This is a genomic window from Vibrio bathopelagicus (genome assembly GCF_014879975.1).
Lineage (GTDB): Bacteria > Pseudomonadota > Gammaproteobacteria > Enterobacterales > Vibrionaceae > Vibrio > Vibrio bathopelagicus.
This window is the reverse complement of record NZ_CP062500.1, coordinates 374,665-391,932: the sequence shown is the minus strand read 5'-3', so window position 1 is coordinate 391,932 and position 17,268 is coordinate 374,665. Positions and strand designations below refer to the sequence as shown.

Below are 17,268 nucleotides of genomic sequence, written 5' to 3'. Positions count from 1 at the left end.
TCACGCTACCTCACATGCCAATGGCGACGCACACGTCTCATTAATAAAAACATCCAAGGCCAAAGTATACAGTTTATCAATGCACTCCATAACGATAATGGATTGAAAACAACATCTTGGATCAAATATTCACCAAAGAAGATCAGCACTTCAAACAGCACGGTCAACGCAGCAATAATCATGGCTTGTTGCCATAATGCCATGTTGCGGATTACCAAGAAGTTCATCGCAATAATGTACATCACGATTGCCATCATCATCCCACGAATACCTAACGTCGAACCGATCAAAAGATCCCACAATAGGCCTAGAATCAACGCACTACCCACATTAACACGGTGAGGTAGAGCAAGAACCCAGTAACAGGTAACCAGCAATAGCCAAGACGGTCTGAATAGATCCAAGCTACCAGGCCAAGGGATCGTCTGTAGAATAAGTGCTATCAAAAATGAGCAACCAATTACTACCTTGCTTCTTAAAACGCTATTGGCCATCTTCGCCCTCTAACAATGCTTGTTCTATGCTGGATTGATCCGCTTGCATCTGTTTGTTTTCGTCAGGCCAAACAAGCAGCAAGTATCTGAGCTTATCGAACTCAACCACTGGCTCTGCTTTAATAACGGCGAACTCACGTTTCGGGTCATAATCAACGGCAGAAACGTAAGCTACTGGATAGCCTTCTGGGTATACCCCACCCAAGCCAGACGTCACGAGTAGATCTTCTTCTTGTATATCGGTACTGGTTGGAATGTGCTCTAGCTGGATCTCATCAATCATGCCATTGCCCGAAGCGATCACTCGAATATCGTTACGAATAACCTGAACTGGAATCGCATTGTTTGCATCAGTGAGTAGAAGGACACGGCTATTATGAGCAGCAACGAAAGTGACTTGGCCGACGATGCCTTTTTCGTTGATCACAGGCTGACCTTCATACACCCCATCAATCTGACCTTTATCGATCACGACTTGATGACGATATGGTGAAGTGTCTACCGCCATAACTTCTGTGACGACTTTCTTCTCATCACGGATAAACGGAGAGCCTAACAGCTTACGAAGTCGCTTGTTTTCTTCTTGATATTGCTCAAGCAGAATCAGCTCACTCTTAAGACGCAAGACTTCTCGCTTAATATTATGGTTGGATTCAATTAACCCTTTACGAGTGCTAAAACGGTCGTATACACCATCGAACATAGTGCGAGGCAAGTTGGCTGCATATTGAATAGGCGCAACCATGCTGTTTAATAGATAGCGAACATTTGAGAAAGCATCTAAACGACTATCAGCCAGCATAAGGCTGGCTGATAAAATTACAGCAAAAAACAGGCGCAATTGTAGAGAGGGACCTCTACCAAAAATTGGCTTCATTCTATATTTGGTCCTAGAGCTACATTTGATCCTATAGACAAGGTCCTAGGCTCTTTACATAAAACTAGATAAGAAAAGAGCCTAACACTAGATATTATTCTTCGCTGAACAGATCGCCGCCGTGCATGTCGATCATCTCTAGGGCTTTACCGCCACCTAGAGCAACACACGTTAGTGGCTCTTCTGCAACAACAACAGGGATACCTGTTTCTTCTGTTAGCAGACGATCAAGGTCTTTAAGTAGTGCACCACCACCTGTTAGTACCATACCGTTTTCTGAGATATCAGAAGCGAGCTCTGGTGGACACTGTTCTAGCGCAACCATCACTGCAGATACGATACCCGATAGAGGCTCTTGAAGCGCTTCAAGGATTTCGTTTGAGTTCAGGCTAAAGCTACGAGGCACACCTTCAGCAAGGTTACGACCACGTACTTCGATCTCTTCCACTTCATCGCCAGGGTAAGCTGAACCGATTTCGTGTTTGATCTTCTCTGCTGTCGCTTCACCGATCAAGCTGCCGTAGTTACGACGAACGTAGTTGATGATCGCTTCATCAAAACGGTCACCACCGATACGAACAGAAGACGAGTAAACCACACCGTTTAGTGAGATAACCGCAACTTCAGTAGTACCACCACCGATATCAACAACCATTGAACCCGTTGGCTCAGATACACGTAGGCCAGCACCAATCGCAGCAGCCATAGGCTCATCGATTAGGTAAACCTCACGAGCACCAGCACCTAATGCTGATTCACGGATTGCACGACGCTCAACCTGAGTTGAACCACAAGGTACACAAACCAAAACACGAGGGCTTGGTTTAAGAACACTGTTGTCATGCACTTGTTTGATAAAATGCTGAAGCATTTTTTCAGTTACGTAAAAGTCGGCAATTACACCGTCTTTCATCGGACGGATCGCTGAGATGTTACCAGGCGTACGACCAAGCATTTGCTTAGCAGCGTGACCAACAGCAGCTACACTCTTTGCAGACCCCGTACGATCTTGGCGAATAGCGACAACGGAAGGCTCATCAAGAACAATGCCTTGGCCTTTTACATATATAAGGGTATTGGCTGTACCTAGATCAATCGATAGGTCGTTTGAAAACATGCCACGAAGTTTTTTAAACATATTCTTCGCTCATCCTGCAAGAATTAGAAGACAAAAATTGCACTAAATGTACCAATGCCTTGCTGTCACGGCAAGGCATTGAAGTATAAACATGGACTGAAACCCGCAATTTCTTACAGATTCCTAACTTAAGGGGCAAAAATTATATTTTTACTGACCTGTTAAACCACTTTCACCTCGGTAAATCACACGATCGTTACCGCGGTAGATACCAAATGTGACGACGGTGGAGGGATCTTGCTCTCCATTTGCCGCATCCGAAACTTTATCGCTATCCCAATCGTATCTGAGCCATGGAATATCATCCATATTTTGCCACAACTGTACTTGTTCACGGATGCTTACACCTCCACCTTGAGAAGCCGTCAGGTTACGAGACTCTCCAGAAGATACCCGGCCGCCATTAGCGAATGTTACTGTCGTGGTGACACTGCCGTCTTCTGACCAAATAACATCGCTAGCACTCGTAGAAGCTTCGACGTTTGTAGCATTATCATCCTCATTAAGAACAAAGCGGCTGCCATTCCAATACTCAACTCTTAGAGGAATAGTAATTGTTGCTCCTGAATTGCCACCAACATCGTCTAAGTCCATTCGACCAAAGCGAATATCGGGCTGCGCGGTTAAGCGTTGAGGATCTCTACTCCCCTCCTCGTTCAGATAAGCAACCGGGTCATCACTTACAGAACCAGTGTGAGTAATTGATATATCTGTTGAATTGCCATTAGTACCGTTGTAAGGACCATCCTCATAATTATTAGCCGTTGATAGTTTTTCGAGACATAGTTCTGAATCACAGTCGGTTGCAGGAGAAATTTCACTTAGTGTAAAAGTACCAATACTTCGATTATCAGTAGCAATCCACACTTTGTTGGGCACAGGAGAATTAAAGCGATCACCAAAATTTGCCTCAAATAATGAGAAGCCCGCCGTTAACGTAGTATCAAATGATGCATAATTTGCAATCGCGTTCCCTAGAGCATTTAACGCCTCAACTTCAAATTCGACACCATCGAATGGTTGATTCATATAAGCAAAGCTTTGCTCACTTACTCCACTTCCTGGATAATCCCAAATTGGAGTACCTATCGTGGTAAAATATTTTGGATAAAAGCGACCTACGAGTTCCGTATCTTCATTTAGCCCCATAGTCAGATACGTAGCGCTTGTCTTAAATTGCACAGAGCCGACTTCATCCCATAAATAATTTGAAATCACTAGTTCGGACGAATTACCAAACGGTCCTACCACCGATGGAGTTATATTTAAATTGTCATCAACAATATTGGGATAAGCCAATTTAAAAGACACATTGATAGGGCCAGAATCCAGCGCATAATTAGTAGTGATATCTAAATTACACTCGTCTCCACTACCAAATACGATTGGTCGATATTTGACAGAGAAATTCTCACCCGAAGCCATAAAACCAGGAGTCCCAGTCGTCGTTGCTGGATTTGAATTTGCTGGCACAAGCGTATCTTTTATATCACAAATCGCAATTTTCCACGGTCGAACAAAGACATAAACGACCCCCTCCAGAGCATCTAAATCTCCGCCTTCGTTATCTTCACAATCATAGCCAGCAGGACATTCAAAATCGGGATCCGATAACTTAAAGCTAACAGAACCAGACTCATCATAATTGAGTTTTCCATTTGGAATCGCTTGTGCGTCTGTAAAGTCAAATGTTGTTGATGAGTTACTCCAACTAGTCCCACCATCACCAGAAACTAGTAGTCCACCATCTTGAGCCCCCTCGCTAAGCGATGGCTTTAGCAATGTAAACTGGGAAATATTGAGATTTTTACTGCCGCTATAGCCAGAAACAGGCGTCACGGAATCATTTTTACATGCAAGAACTTTAAGTGTGAATTCAGCATCCTTCCCTGCAGTAGCATACACATCACTTGCTTCAAATTTGTAGAGCGATACTAAAAAATCACCAAAGTCATTTTGGCTTGAGTCAGATGCTAATTCAGCCTCAATTTTATAGGTACCAATTGAGGCCGCATCCAAGCCTAGTATTAATATTCCCGACGAATTTGTCGAATAAGAATTCCCGCCGTTATGGTGTCCTTCAATAATACTATCAACTGTCATACCAGTAGGTGTTCTAATATAAACTTCAACTTGCTCCGTCGCTGGGTTCCCTTGAGAGTCAGTCACAGTTACCGTCACTTGTGGAGTTTCACACAATAAAGAGAAGTCTTTGTTGGGAGTCAAATTCAATTGGTAATCTGATGGCTGTACAGGACACAACTGAGCATCATCAATAATTTTACCATCAGGTCTTAATTCTATATTCTTAGCTGTTACGCGCCCACTTATTAGCCCTTTACCACCAGAGACAAGTATTTTTTCTCGACTAAAAATTAGCGCATTCAAGCTCCTTTCCACCTGAACTAAGGCATCACTACCTTTATAATTCTCAGCCCATATAGACAGTTTGAAGCTATTGTTAATAACCTGCCCCGTCCCTGACAGCTCAAAACCATTCACAAAAATTTTGGTATCTTGAGACAATACTAATTTACCGCTAGCACTAATAATTAAACGCTCGATATAATAAGTACCACCTGTCAAGTTAAGTGTTCCAGAACCTCCAGCGGACACCGTATTATACTTACCACTAGGAAGATCAACTTCTTGCCAACCTGCATCGACATCTCGTCCGGTGGGTAAATCTAAATCAACGATATTAGGCTCCACTACATATAGGGATGAGTTTTCTATACACTCCTTTCCATCACATTGTGCCTTTGGATTAACAGTTGGATTTGTAGGATCAACCCAAATCCCCACCTGACCACTAGATTGATAAGTACCTTCAATTTGGATGGAGGCCGTATTAGACGTCCACTTTAAGCGACTATTACTCCCCCAAGATTGCACCACATGAGGGGTAACGTCACATATCTCTAATGGAACATCTTCAAATTCAAAAGCAAAGTAACCCACTTCCTCAGGTATATGCGTGCGGTCTCTATAATCTTCATCAACAACGAAACTAACCTGATTATCATTGATATTACAACGACGCAACCACCCTCCGTGCCCGCCAGCTCTCTCTTGTTTATTCGCAATGACCCCATCAATACTACTTAGGGAGCTCGTTGCATACTTATCCTCACAACCATCGAGCATAGGGTCTCCCCCGCTTTGACTTGGAGTATCATAACCTCGAGCAAACTGAACCTTGTAGCCATCAACTTCAAGAACTGAGCTTGTCGGTAACGTAGCTAAAAAGGCTATTTTTTCATCTTCATAGTCGCGGTTACTGTTATGAGAAGCGCTTAGCTCTAAAAACAAATCAACGAATGACTTCTCATTAGTTCTTCTAACCTTGCCAGATGTCATCCACTTATTGCTATTATTTCGAGTTTGAATTTGGTGCAACACAACAGGATTAGATGGGAATATCCCTCCTCCAAAATCGCTATAAAAGGCTCTATCATTATTATTTGAGCCTGATTTAGCACTAGCTTGATCAGTCTCTATGTAACCCGCAATTACCTGATGCCCATCAAAATCAGCAACACCTGGTTCAATAGCAAGATAGCTAACCTCTATCATAGGCTGACTAGTTAAATCTGAGCCACCTCCATTCTTCGGAGCTTTAATTTGCTCAATCGTTGCTTCCGTTTTCGTAACATTAGTCACAACTAACGTTGCGGGGGCATCTGAGTCCGGGTTAGCTGGATCGATAGTTGGCATTACAAACACAAGTGGCGTGTTCGTAAAAGGTTTACTCAGCGGAATCTTACATTCTGAGCCATTACATTGCATGACACCAAACTGGTAAAGAGCTTGGGGTGCATAACTTGGAGGAGGTTGAGTTATATCATCATCACACTTGATTTCGCTCGCCCCATCGCCTGAAACCGCAATCGCTGCAGAAAGCCCTGAAAGGTCAGCGTATTGAGGAGACCCAACTTGTCGCCAAGAGCTTCCTTCCCATAAATTATAAGTTAACCATCCTGACTTATTCGTGACGCTTTGATATTCAAGCCAAACCTCATAAAACTCACCGTTCGACGTTTCGTTATCATCAATTACGGGGCTCTGAACGCTACTATCATTACTCCACATTGGTGTCGGGCTACCGCCGTTTCTTTTAGTCGCATATATAGTATCCTCCCCAGACGATGGAGCTAATTTAAACCATACGGAGAAATCGTCCCCTGCGTGGAGTGAACTACATTGGGATGAAGAAAAATCAGCATAAGAAGGAAAAGAAATAAATAGCAGCGCAAATATTATACTAAGATGTTTCATTCAGTCTCCTTAACCCAAAGCTCTTGATTACGTTGAACTTCACTTACTCCAGAACCACAAACAACTGAAGACTCTAAAACATAAAAAACAAAACCATCGAGCCGCCCCCGCCTTCCACATTGCAATGAGCTCAGAGAACAATTCATCGATGACTCAGAAACTATTGAACCAGCAACATTTGCCACAGCACTCGGTATAGGTTCAGTGCACACTGTTGAAATAGCGGATGAAGATTGTGGGTCAGGATCGGGATAAAATTGCGTCATCACATATTCATTAACAGAATGACTTAGTAACCACGCTTGTGTCCCAAGTACTACTCGGGTATTTGAATCATTATCAGACCAACTAGTTCGACTTAAGCTTGTCGCTAAAAAACCCAGCACCACAATGACAAAAATAACAATGATTAGCGCACTACCTTTTTGGGATAATTTACGGGACATTAATCACCTGTATATCTTGCTCAAATACTGTGGACTCATTATTTTCAGCAAACTCTAAAACCAGCTCAACGACACCATTGCTCTGAACATCCGCAGGCTGATAACTCAGAGCGCTATTATCACTCATAACTCGATCGCTTATTGTGACGCCATTACGAGTTAATAAATTACCACTCGCAAGGCAATAGTCTACAAGGGTATTTGAATCAAAAATGTAATGCCTTTTACCCACAGACTCGCTGACAAGACTGTTGGCGCCGTTTGGGATAGAAAAGTAAGCGGCAGATGCAGTTGGAGGTGTTACATTGTTAAGAGGGTATATATTATTTAATTCGTTGATATCAGTGTGAGGACGCGTCGGGTTTATTACTAATGACATGGATTGTAATGAACTACTTGTTGCTCCAGTATCACTAACCAAGAAGTTAATATCCGCTCCAGAAATGGCATAAAAACCTGAATCAACAATTGGATAGAATGATACACAACCACTACTCACTGAAGCTGGAAACAAATTAGGTACAGCATGTCTCACTTCGCGCGAAAGCTTTTCCAATACAAACCTAGCTTCAGTTTGTAATCGAAAGCGTTCTACAGAACCAAAATATCCTCTCATGCCAAGTTCAGTAAAATTCGCAACACCAAGCAACACTATACTTGAGATGACAATAGCTAAAATCATCTCTATGAGCGTAAATCCTTTGTCCTTCATTAATACTCCCCTTTAAAGGCGACTAAAGTGATAGGAGAATTATTGCTCGCGGTAATTGTTAGCGTAAATTTCTGCATCGACGTAGTCGGTGTGTCGTTGGTGACTATCAACTCCACATCAAAGTTAGTGTAAGTGCTGCCGAGTTCAATCGGAGTGCCTGAACTCACAGAACCATAATCTCGAGCTAACAGATCAGTCATAATACTTTGGCCTAATGCTGAGGCTCGATTGGAATAATTCACTTGGCCTGAAAGTACGGATTGTGGTGCGAGAAAAGTAGAGAATGCGAGCATGGCAAACCCTAGAAGCACAATCACAATAATCGACTCTATAATTGTAAAACCACGGTTTAGCATACTTTGTCTCATGGGCATTCCTGGCGATTCGGGTAAACAAAGCCTTGAGAATTGATACAAACCCAAGCTTTGTCTGAACTTTTATTAGATGAAATTGTAATTTGAACACCAGATGAGGCAGTATTTTCAGGATTACCTAATAAGTTGAATTCGATTGGAGAAGAGTAGCTAGAGATCGGTACAGACGAGAAACTATAATCATCACTAGCGATAACATCACTTCTTGTTTCAGATGTATTGTTACAAGCAGATTGCGAACCGATACAATTATTCGCAGCCACTAAACGTAAGCTTTCGGCACCTGACACAGACATGTCCATATTGGATTGCATTCTATTCAATTGAACTTGACGTACAATAGAAGAAGCCTGCTCTTGCAGAGCATACAATTCATAGCTTTGGCGTCCACCAAAACGACTGATGGCTGTCGCTGAAATAATCGCAAGTAAAAGAATCACCACAATCAATTCAACTAAAGTGAAACCTCTGTTTGGCTTTATGTCCATATAGACCCTAAGTAAGTCAATCGTAGCTCTAGATTACAAGATAGAATAAAAACAATGAATATTAGAGAGTTATTTACTTATATTTAAAATAAAAAAGGCCAGCAAATGCTGACCTTTCAAAGGATCACTAATTAGTGATTAACCGTTACAACCAGCACCAAGAGTTACTGTTGTAGAAGCAGCTGAAGCGGCAGTTGTTCCTGTAGCTTGATTATAAGTAACGATACATTCATCTTCACCAACATCTGCTCCAGAAAAGCTGAATGAGATAGTACCAGTACCACCACTAGTCACATTCTCCCAGTCATCGGTTAGGCCAACAACAGCAGCACCAATGCCAGTTGCAGTTGCAGTTGGGTAACCAAACGCAATATCAATACCTTCTACATTTTGTCCTGCTGATACAGCTTCTAAACCGTCAATTGCAGCTTTACCATAAGTGATACCAGCAGCACCATCAATTGCACCCTTTAGGCCTTGTAGTGAAGACTCACGAGCATCATCTTGCAGGTTAAGGAAACGTGGTGCCGCAGTTACAGCAAGAATACCTAGAATAACAATTACAACCACTAGTTCGATTAGGGTGAAACCGCCTTGTCTTTTCATAGTTAAGCTCTCTCTATGTTTAATTTTACGCAGACTTACTGCAAAGTTACGGTCACACGACCAGTTTTAATTTCGTAAACGAATTGGTGCTCAGTATTACCTTCTAATTGAATGTAAGTACACGTTGCATCACCTGAATTCGCTTGCGCTGAATATTTGTAATTTGAGTCACTAGCAACATCTGAAACCGCACCGACTTTAGGTGGGTTTTGCAGTAAGTTTTCCATCAACTCAGAACATGTTTTATCTGAAATATCTTGTGGTGCAGTGCTAGAATTATTATTCAGAGTCCATGGATAGCCGTCTCGAAAGTCGGTATCTTCGTTGTTACTGTTCTTTGATCTTGTTAACCAAAAATCAACACCATCATAATTTACAGTATTGTATGTTTCAACACCTATCTTCTCTGATGGTCGCGCTTCTGCTTCCCACTGTGCTCTCGCCGACAAAACTGCCGTTGCAAAACCACCAGCGACGCCTTCAATGCTTGATTTCTTGGCTTCATCCGTCACATCTAAGAAACGAGGTAAAGCAGCTACCGCCAATAAACCAACGACCACGATCACTATGACTAATTCGACAAGGGAGAAACCCTTTTGATTCTTAAGCATTTTCTACCTACTCATCTAATTATTAACGCGCATTATACATTTGCGCTCGTATAAAACCACACAAAAACTGTCAATATTTTCACAAAGCCAAAATATTGGCTTTCACACTAAATCTTTCTTTCTTGAGTAATATATCTATCTGATACTTATCACTATAATGATAACTACAATGAAACTGTATGTTATCACTTTTATCTTCAACACTTGGAGAGCTTAGCCCTAAAATGCTCCCTTGAGGGTACAATTGATCCAACCAATAATTGCAGTCTCGTTCCGAGTCTTGGATCGGCATTATCCAACCTGTACGGCTATAGAACTTTGGTTGTTCTGAATGACCTTTTTGCTCAACACCCGTTAACAAATACTGTTGCTTGAAACGATTGGCTCGCTCTAGCATTTGCTTACTCGCGACAATAAATGCCGTGTTAGTCGCTTCTTCTTCTACCGTTTTCGATGCCGAAAGTAGGCCTATAATCAGAAAAAGAATAACCACACTCCAAATAACAAAACGTGAGCGTTGTAGGTTATTTAGCATTCCCTAACCTTTGATTGCATCCAGCATTCCCCACATAGGTAAGAAAATACCTAGCGCTAAAATCAGCACCATGCCTGCAACTATCGTCAGCAAAATCGGTTCAATTCTGGCCGTTAAAGTTTTCAGATCATAATCGACCTCTCGGTCGTAAAAATCAGCCACTTCAAGCAGCAATTCATCAATACGACCTGTCTCTTCACCCACTGAAATCATTTGTATCACGAGCGGTGTGAAAATTTCGCTGTTGATTGCGGTAGATGAAACTGTACTACCCGCTTCGATTGCTGATTTCATGGCTTGAACTCGTAGTTCTAGAAAGCGATTGTCCAAAGCCTCAGCTGATAACGCTAATGATTGGTTAAGTGGTACACCCGCTTTTAGCATTAGTGCAAAAGTACGTGAAAAGCGCGACAATAGTGCTCGATTCACAACGCCACCAATAACCGGCATTTTTAAACGCAACCTATCCCACTTTTCCAATCCTTTGTCAGTTTTTACCCATGCCTTAAAAGCAAAGATAAGACCGAAAATAACCGCGAGCATTAAGCCCCAGTAATTCACAAAGAACTCTGACATACCAATCAAGATACGAGTTGGCAGTGGCAGATCGACACCAAAGCGTGCGAACATACTAGAAAACTGTGGAATAACCTTGATATTAAGAATGAACATCGCAATCAAAATAAAGCTGATAACGAAGGTTGGGTAACGCATCGCGGTCTTGATTCGCTTACGAGTTTCAACCTCTTGCTCGTAATATCCAGCCAATTGCAATAAAGCCTGATCTAAACGACCTGTGTTTTCACCAACACCGATCATTGATACAAATAGTGGACTAAATACTTTTGGGTGCATCTGCATCGATGCCGATAATCCACGGCCGTTCGTTAACTCTGCAACCACGTCTTCTAAAGCCGCTTTCAACTGTTTGTTTTCGCAGTTTTGGGTTAAGCCTTTCATCGACCTCAATAATGGAACACCCGCTTTAGTGAGGCTGTATAACTGTCGGCAAAATAGAACTAATACTTCTAGAGGCACATTAGGAGAAAACAGGCTAGATACATCCATATCTAACACTGATCCACCACTTTTCCCCAGCTTGATAGAGGTAGGAATGATCCCCTTGCTCATCAAACTTTCAGCAGCAAGATCTTCGTTATTCGCATCCAACTGGCCAGTCACTTGACTGCCATCAGAACTACGACCTACATAACGATACGTTGGCATACTAGTCTACCCTTACAGATAAATGGGGTCGGTTGCACCGGAGGCATCGCCTTCACCAAGGTGCATTATCTCATCGAGGCTCACAACACCTTGTAAAGCAAGCTCCATCGCAGAAGCCAATAACGGTTTGTAATTGTCAGACTGTCTGGCTGCTTGAGCAAAACCAACAGCGTCATTAGCTCTGAGCGCATCCATCATGTTTTGCTCTAACTCTAGCATTTCAAAAACACCAATACGCCCGCGGTAACCCGTCAAATTACAGTTCTGACAACCACGCCCCTTCATAAAGGGAACATCGACTTGATTAGGGAAACGCATACTCAACCACTGCTTACGAGGCTCGTCTAGTTCGTCATCGACCTTACAATCAGTACACACCTTACGAACTAATCGCTGTGCGACCACAGCTCTAACGGCACTTGCCACGAGATAGCCGGGAGCCCCCATATCCATCATACGGAGTGCGCTATCTACTGCATCGTTGGTATGGAGCGTACTTAATACTAAGTGACCGGTTAATGCTGCCCTTAGGCCAATCTCAACAGTTTCGTGATCACGCATCTCACCAATAAGAATGATATCGGGATCCTGACGTAGAAAGGTTCTCAATACCGTCGAGAAGTCGAGGTTGATCTTAGGATTTACTTGAACCTGATTCACGCGAGGAAGACGGTATTCGACCGGATCTTCCGCAGTAATGATCTTTTTACCCGGTTCGTTTAATTCGCTTAACGCACCATATAAGGTCGTCGTTTTACCAGAACCTGTTGGGCCAGTAACCAAGATCATGCCATGAGGACGGCGTAATTGTTGGCGAAGACGGACAAGAAGATCATTGGGGATGCCCGAGGCTTCTAGCTTACGGAGGCCTGCTGATTGGTTAAGCAAACGCATCACCACAGACTCACCATGCTGTACCGGCATGGTCGACATACGAATATCGACAGACTGGCCTTTAGCTCGAATATTGAAACGACCATCTTGAGGCAGACGTTTCTCAGAAATATCCAAGTTTGCCATCAGTTTCAAGCGCAGCACCAAAGCAGATGCAATATTGACTTCATTCAATAGCGTTTCATGCAACACCCCATCAATACGCTGGCGAAGACGTAAAACGTTAGAGTCTGGCTCGATATGGATATCGGAAGCGCCGACTTGAATTGCATCTTCAAACAAAGAGTTGATGAGTTTAACAACCGTCACTTCATCGCTGTCTTCACCCGCTATATCAAAATCAAAGGCATCATTAACTTGGTGCTCGGCATGCAGCTGCTCTGCAAAAGAAGCGATCTCTTTGGTTCGACGATAATAACGGTCAAAACCATCGACTAACTGTCGTTCTTGAGCAACAACAAACTCTAAAGCGTAATCACCTAGTTGACCAAGTAATGATTCCTGAGCAAACAGATCGGCAGGATCACTCATTGCAACACGTAAGGTATCGCCTTGGCGTCCAATCACCAACGCACGAAGGCGACGAGCATGTACCTCGGGTAAAAGCTGAACCGCTTCTACATCGACCACAGCTCGACTTAAATCAATCAGAGGAATCGCTAGCTGCTGAGACAAAAAGCTCAGCATCTGCTGTTCAGACAAGAAGCCAAGTTCAATCAGGGCATCGCCAAGTTTACGTCCAGTACTTTTCTGAGCGGCCAATGCTTGCGCAACTTGAGCCTCAGTAATGATGCCTTCTTCTACGAGCAAATCACCAAGCCGCTTTCTTAATCTAATTTGCATCGTCGTTCTCCTCTAAGGCATCGATTATTTTTAATCTGTCGCGGACAAAGTTTTGCGATTGAGATGAGATTCCAACTCGAGTTAAAGCGCCTTGGTATGACTCTTTAGCGGCACTAAAATCAAGCTGTCGCTCTTGTTGAATCGCAAGACCTAGCCACCAGCGAGCATTATCTGAATCAACCTCGACCAATTTTTTGTAACTATCCAAGGCAATCTCTTCTTGCTGCGATCTTTGACTCAAAGCCGCACGCATAGCTAAATAGTCTTTGGTTGGATTGGGCGGTAAGTGTACTAATGGACTCAAGGCGGCTTCCGCTTGATTCGCTTTGACGAGCAATTTTGATAAACCGAGACGTAGCTTTTCACTATTGGTATTAAGCTTGATACCGGATTGATAAAGCTCATAAGCTTTACGAGTATCACCCTTACCAAAATAGAGAATCGCAAGTTTCTGGCGAACATCCTCATTCCTAGGGGCGTAACGCAGAGCTTCGGTATAACCTTTCAGAGCACCAGCAAGATCGTTCGCATCGAGAGCTTTCTGAGCTCGACCTACTGCATTATCGGATAGCTGTTGAGAAGTCAGCTCAATCTGCTCGATCAACATGCCATTGCTAGCTGAATTTTCTGATGAAACTGAAGACTTACCTATACTCGCTTGCTCATTAACTGACGACGGCGTTTGCTTCGATACGTTTGCCACATAAATCGGCTCTTGAGGAGCGACCCTCACCGCTTTAGGGGCTGTTTGATTTTTTGACTGTTCCGCGACACTGGTCGTTTTAGCTTTTATTGGCTGGTCTACTAGCGACTTAGCGGTTATAGATTGAGTTGTTACAGATGGTTGCGTTTTTTCAACCATTGAGTGAGATGTCACTGATGTAAGTTCAGAATCGACATCAATCAGTTTTTGAGTTGGAGACAAAGGCATCGCTGGCGTAACAACACGATTAACTTGCCCCGAACTGTCGACAAGCGAAACCTCTACTTGTGGAGCACTTACTGAAATGGGACTCTCAAGTTTAGGGGCTTGAGACACCGCCCAACCGCCCATTGCCAAACTTAAGGTAAATCCACCCACAACCCAAACTAATGGCGAACGCGTTTTTACTTTAGGCACGACAGCCGCTTCTATCGATGTTGTTGATTCTTTCTTTGCCAATTCAGACAAGGCGTTATTAATGACACTCATAATTAATTCCAACCCCACAGTATTGGCGTTTTAAATTTAGGCTTACATACATCGTATGTCTCGTGCATTGCGGCAAATAGGTGTTGGTTTTCAAGCGTTTTTTTATCTTCACTAAACGAAAGCAGCAAGGCTTTGTGACACAACTGATTAATCAACCTTGGAATCCCTAGAGAAGAGCGCCAGATTGCTTTTTTATGATTCAAACTAAATAGGTTTTGATTGCCACCCGACTTGGTTATTCGGTTATCGATATAAGCTACCGCTTCGTCAAGATTAAGCGGCCTTAGTGTTGAGCTAAAACTGATTCTTTGACGAAACTGCCTAAGATGATAAGCCTCTAAGCGAATATCCAATTCAGGCTGACCGAGTAAGACAATTTGTAATAATTTCTTATCTTCTGTCTCTAAATTTCCGAACAACCTTAATGTTTCGAGAGCCTCATCCGATAGAGCTTGAGCTTCATCGAGTATCGCGACGACTCTTAGCCCCGAGCTGTGTAACTCAATCAATTTATGCTGAATGCTATCGACTAAGGTCGCTTCGTTCTCGACCACAACGTCAAGCTCTTTAGCGACAGCTTGACGTAAGTCAGCACCAGATAACATTGGGTTCGGAAGGTAGATTAGCGCTGTACAGTCTTGTAGATGGTTCACCAACATTCGACATACCATCGTTTTTCCCGTGCCGACCTCACCAGTAACCTTAATCACGCCCTCACCCATCTCTAGCGCTGAGATAACCGTTTGAATCGCCTCAAAGTGAGGCGCTAAACCATAAAAGAAGTCGGTATTCGGCGTTAAAGTAAACGGCAGTTGTTCAAAGCCAAAATGAGCTTGATACATAAGGTGACCTACCTTAATGACACGCTGCCAATCTACATGGAGAAGATGAGTGGTTACTCTTCATCAGGGAACCATTCTTGTAGAAGGTCTCGAGAACGCTCCAACTCAGACTGCCAAGTATTGACGCCCACAATGGTCGGTTTCAATAAGATCACAAGCTCAGTTTTTTGAGTTAATTGACTGGTGTTACGGAACAAGTGACCGAGTGCTGGGATATCACCAAGGAATGGAACTTTAGACGTCACATCACTGGTATTTGATTTCATTAACCCACCAATCACAACCACATCGCCATCTTTTGCACGAATCACTGAGTCAGACTCACGAATAGAGCTTTTCGCCAAAGGAAGTTGCACCAAGCCCGTTGTTGAACCTAGGTTGAGCTCTTTCACTTCTTCCTCTACCTCAATAACGGCAGGGTGAACATGTAAGAATACGCTACCTTTATCATCTATCTGAGGAGTCACATCCAAAGAGATACCAGAGAAGAACGGAGTCAGCTCGACTTCAGGAGCGACATTCGCGTTATCACCACTGCCGACCGAACTTGATAAATCTGTTACGTAATACTCATCAGTACCCACTTTGATAACCGCTTTCTGGTTATTCGCCGCTGTTACTCGTGGGCTCGATAGAACATTAAGGTCACCTTGGGTATCCATAAAGCTCAAAACAGCTTCAAAGCTGCCATCTGAAATCGTTACGTTGGTTTGTCCACCTAACAAAGAGCTGATTGCATCTAAAGGAGGCAATGTTCCACCAGGTCGGTCAATTACAACACCACCACTGCCAATCGACTTAGATAAATTGGACCAGCTAATCCCCTGTTGGTAGCCATCACTCAAGGTCACTTCCATGATTTTGGCTTCTAAAATAACTTGGCGCTGCAAACGTTTCTGAGAAATGCCTAAAAACTCTCGAACTTCACGAATTTCATCAGGATAAGCGCGTACCGTAATCACACTGGCTTGTGGGGTAACCACGACACTTTGTCCTTCACCAGATCCGATTAGGTGAGCAACTGCGGCTTCAAGCTGTGGCCAAAAATCACTTTCAGAAGTCGTTTCAATCTCTGTTCCGCCATTCGATGTCGAATTCGATGAATTGGACGAATTAGAAGAGTTAGATGAATTCGACGAGTTTGAGTTCGAATTTGAAGAGCTTGAAGAGTTAGAGTCTGAGTTCGAGATCGTGCCGGTGGTAATCGTCGTTAATGAGCGACCAGAACGCTTCACTTGCAAGTAATCGACAGGAATCGTTACTGTTCGAAGACCGGCAGGGTAAACCTGAATCACTTTGCCACGTTTCTCAATATCGTAGCCATACATATCTTGAGCAACAGCCAACACTTCATCTAACGTAACATCGGTTAGATTCAACGTGAGGTTTCCAGCCACGCTTGGGTGAATAGCAGCACTGTATTCAGTACCTTTAACTAAGCTAGCAAAGAAGGTTCTTGCTTCAACACCATTCGCCTGAATACGAAAGCGTTTAACCGTTTCCATACTCGGAGACCTAGAGTCTGAATCAAGTTGTGGCATGAGGTCATCTTGAACCGACGAAGGAAGCTCATGAAGTGCTTTACTATTAGCTTCATTAATGGATTCGTTCAAAGACTCTTTTATCTCAACAGGGTCACGATGCCCCATTGAACAACCGACTAAAGATGACACTAGAATTGCTACTACAAGTTTACGCATGTCTTCACTCA

At 43.1% G+C, this 17,268-nt stretch carries 16 protein-coding genes; all 16 read right to left on the bottom strand.

Annotated features, from left to right (window positions below; all coding sequences use genetic code 11):
- Window positions 1-5: 5 nt before the first annotated feature.
- A complete protein-coding gene (mreD, locus tag IHV80_RS01865) occupies window positions 6-494 on the bottom strand; it encodes a rod shape-determining protein MreD (RefSeq protein ID WP_017073030.1) in 489 nt (162 codons plus the stop codon).
- Window positions 484-1,371, bottom strand: coding sequence for a rod shape-determining protein MreC (gene mreC / locus IHV80_RS01860; RefSeq protein WP_192889884.1), 888 nt, complete (start codon window positions 1,369-1,371; stop codon window positions 484-486). The genes mreD and mreC overlap by 11 nt, the downstream gene beginning before the upstream one ends.
- 94 nt (window positions 1,372-1,465) lie before the next feature.
- A complete protein-coding gene (locus IHV80_RS01855) occupies window positions 1,466-2,509 on the bottom strand; it encodes a rod shape-determining protein (RefSeq protein ID WP_017055947.1) in 1,044 nt (347 codons plus the stop codon).
- A gap of 150 nt (window positions 2,510-2,659) precedes the next feature.
- The gene (locus IHV80_RS01850; RefSeq protein ID WP_192889883.1) at window positions 2,660-6,787 is read right to left on the bottom strand and encodes a DUF6701 domain-containing protein; all 4,128 of its coding nucleotides are present in this window, start codon (window positions 6,785-6,787) and stop codon (window positions 2,660-2,662) included.
- On the bottom strand, window positions 6,784-7,233 hold the full coding sequence (locus IHV80_RS01845) for an MSHA biogenesis protein MshP (RefSeq protein WP_192889882.1): 450 nt from the start codon (window positions 7,231-7,233) through the stop codon (window positions 6,784-6,786). Before IHV80_RS01845 ends, IHV80_RS01850 begins: the two co-directional genes overlap by 4 nt.
- Window positions 7,223-7,945 (bottom strand): PilW family protein, encoded by a 723-nt coding sequence (locus IHV80_RS01840; RefSeq protein WP_192889881.1) that lies wholly within the window; start codon window positions 7,943-7,945, stop codon window positions 7,223-7,225. The genes IHV80_RS01845 and IHV80_RS01840 overlap by 11 nt, the downstream gene beginning before the upstream one ends.
- On the bottom strand, window positions 7,945-8,313 hold the full coding sequence (locus IHV80_RS01835; protein WP_226088504.1) for a type IV pilus modification PilV family protein: 369 nt from the start codon (window positions 8,311-8,313) through the stop codon (window positions 7,945-7,947). The genes IHV80_RS01840 and IHV80_RS01835 overlap by 1 nt, the downstream gene beginning before the upstream one ends.
- Window positions 8,310-8,807, bottom strand: a complete 498-nt coding sequence (locus tag IHV80_RS01830; protein WP_192889880.1) for a type II secretion system protein — start codon at window positions 8,805-8,807, stop codon at window positions 8,310-8,312. Before IHV80_RS01830 ends, IHV80_RS01835 begins: the two co-directional genes overlap by 4 nt.
- Before the next feature lie 138 nt (window positions 8,808-8,945).
- Complete coding sequence (locus IHV80_RS01825) at window positions 8,946-9,413, bottom strand: type II secretion system protein (RefSeq protein WP_192889879.1); 468 nt, start codon at window positions 9,411-9,413, stop codon at window positions 8,946-8,948.
- Window positions 9,414-9,448: 35 nt separating this feature from the next.
- A complete protein-coding gene (locus IHV80_RS01820; protein WP_192889878.1) occupies window positions 9,449-10,024 on the bottom strand; it encodes a prepilin-type N-terminal cleavage/methylation domain-containing protein in 576 nt (191 codons plus the stop codon).
- Window positions 10,025-10,103: 79 nt separating this feature from the next.
- On the bottom strand, window positions 10,104-10,559 hold the full coding sequence (locus tag IHV80_RS01815; protein ID WP_192889877.1) for an MSHA biogenesis protein MshF: 456 nt from the start codon (window positions 10,557-10,559) through the stop codon (window positions 10,104-10,106).
- A gap of 3 nt (window positions 10,560-10,562) precedes the next feature.
- Entirely contained in the window at window positions 10,563-11,786 is a 1,224-nt protein-coding gene (locus tag IHV80_RS01810) for a type II secretion system F family protein (RefSeq protein ID WP_192889876.1), read from the bottom strand.
- A gap of 12 nt (window positions 11,787-11,798) precedes the next feature.
- Window positions 11,799-13,523 carry a GspE/PulE family protein gene (locus tag IHV80_RS01805; RefSeq protein ID WP_192889875.1) on the bottom strand — a complete coding sequence of 575 codons (1,725 nt, stop codon included), beginning with the start codon at window positions 13,521-13,523 and terminating at the stop codon, window positions 11,799-11,801.
- Window positions 13,513-14,715 (bottom strand): tetratricopeptide repeat protein, encoded by a 1,203-nt coding sequence (locus tag IHV80_RS01800; RefSeq protein WP_192889874.1) that lies wholly within the window; start codon window positions 14,713-14,715, stop codon window positions 13,513-13,515. Before IHV80_RS01800 ends, IHV80_RS01805 begins: the two co-directional genes overlap by 11 nt.
- A 2-nt stretch (window positions 14,716-14,717) precedes the next feature.
- On the bottom strand, window positions 14,718-15,557 hold the full coding sequence (locus tag IHV80_RS01795) for an ExeA family protein (protein WP_102360797.1): 840 nt from the start codon (window positions 15,555-15,557) through the stop codon (window positions 14,718-14,720).
- 53 nt (window positions 15,558-15,610) lie between these two features.
- On the bottom strand, window positions 15,611-17,257 hold the full coding sequence (gene mshL, locus IHV80_RS01790; protein ID WP_192889873.1) for a pilus (MSHA type) biogenesis protein MshL: 1,647 nt from the start codon (window positions 17,255-17,257) through the stop codon (window positions 15,611-15,613).
- Between the last annotated feature and the right edge of the window lie 11 nt (window positions 17,258-17,268).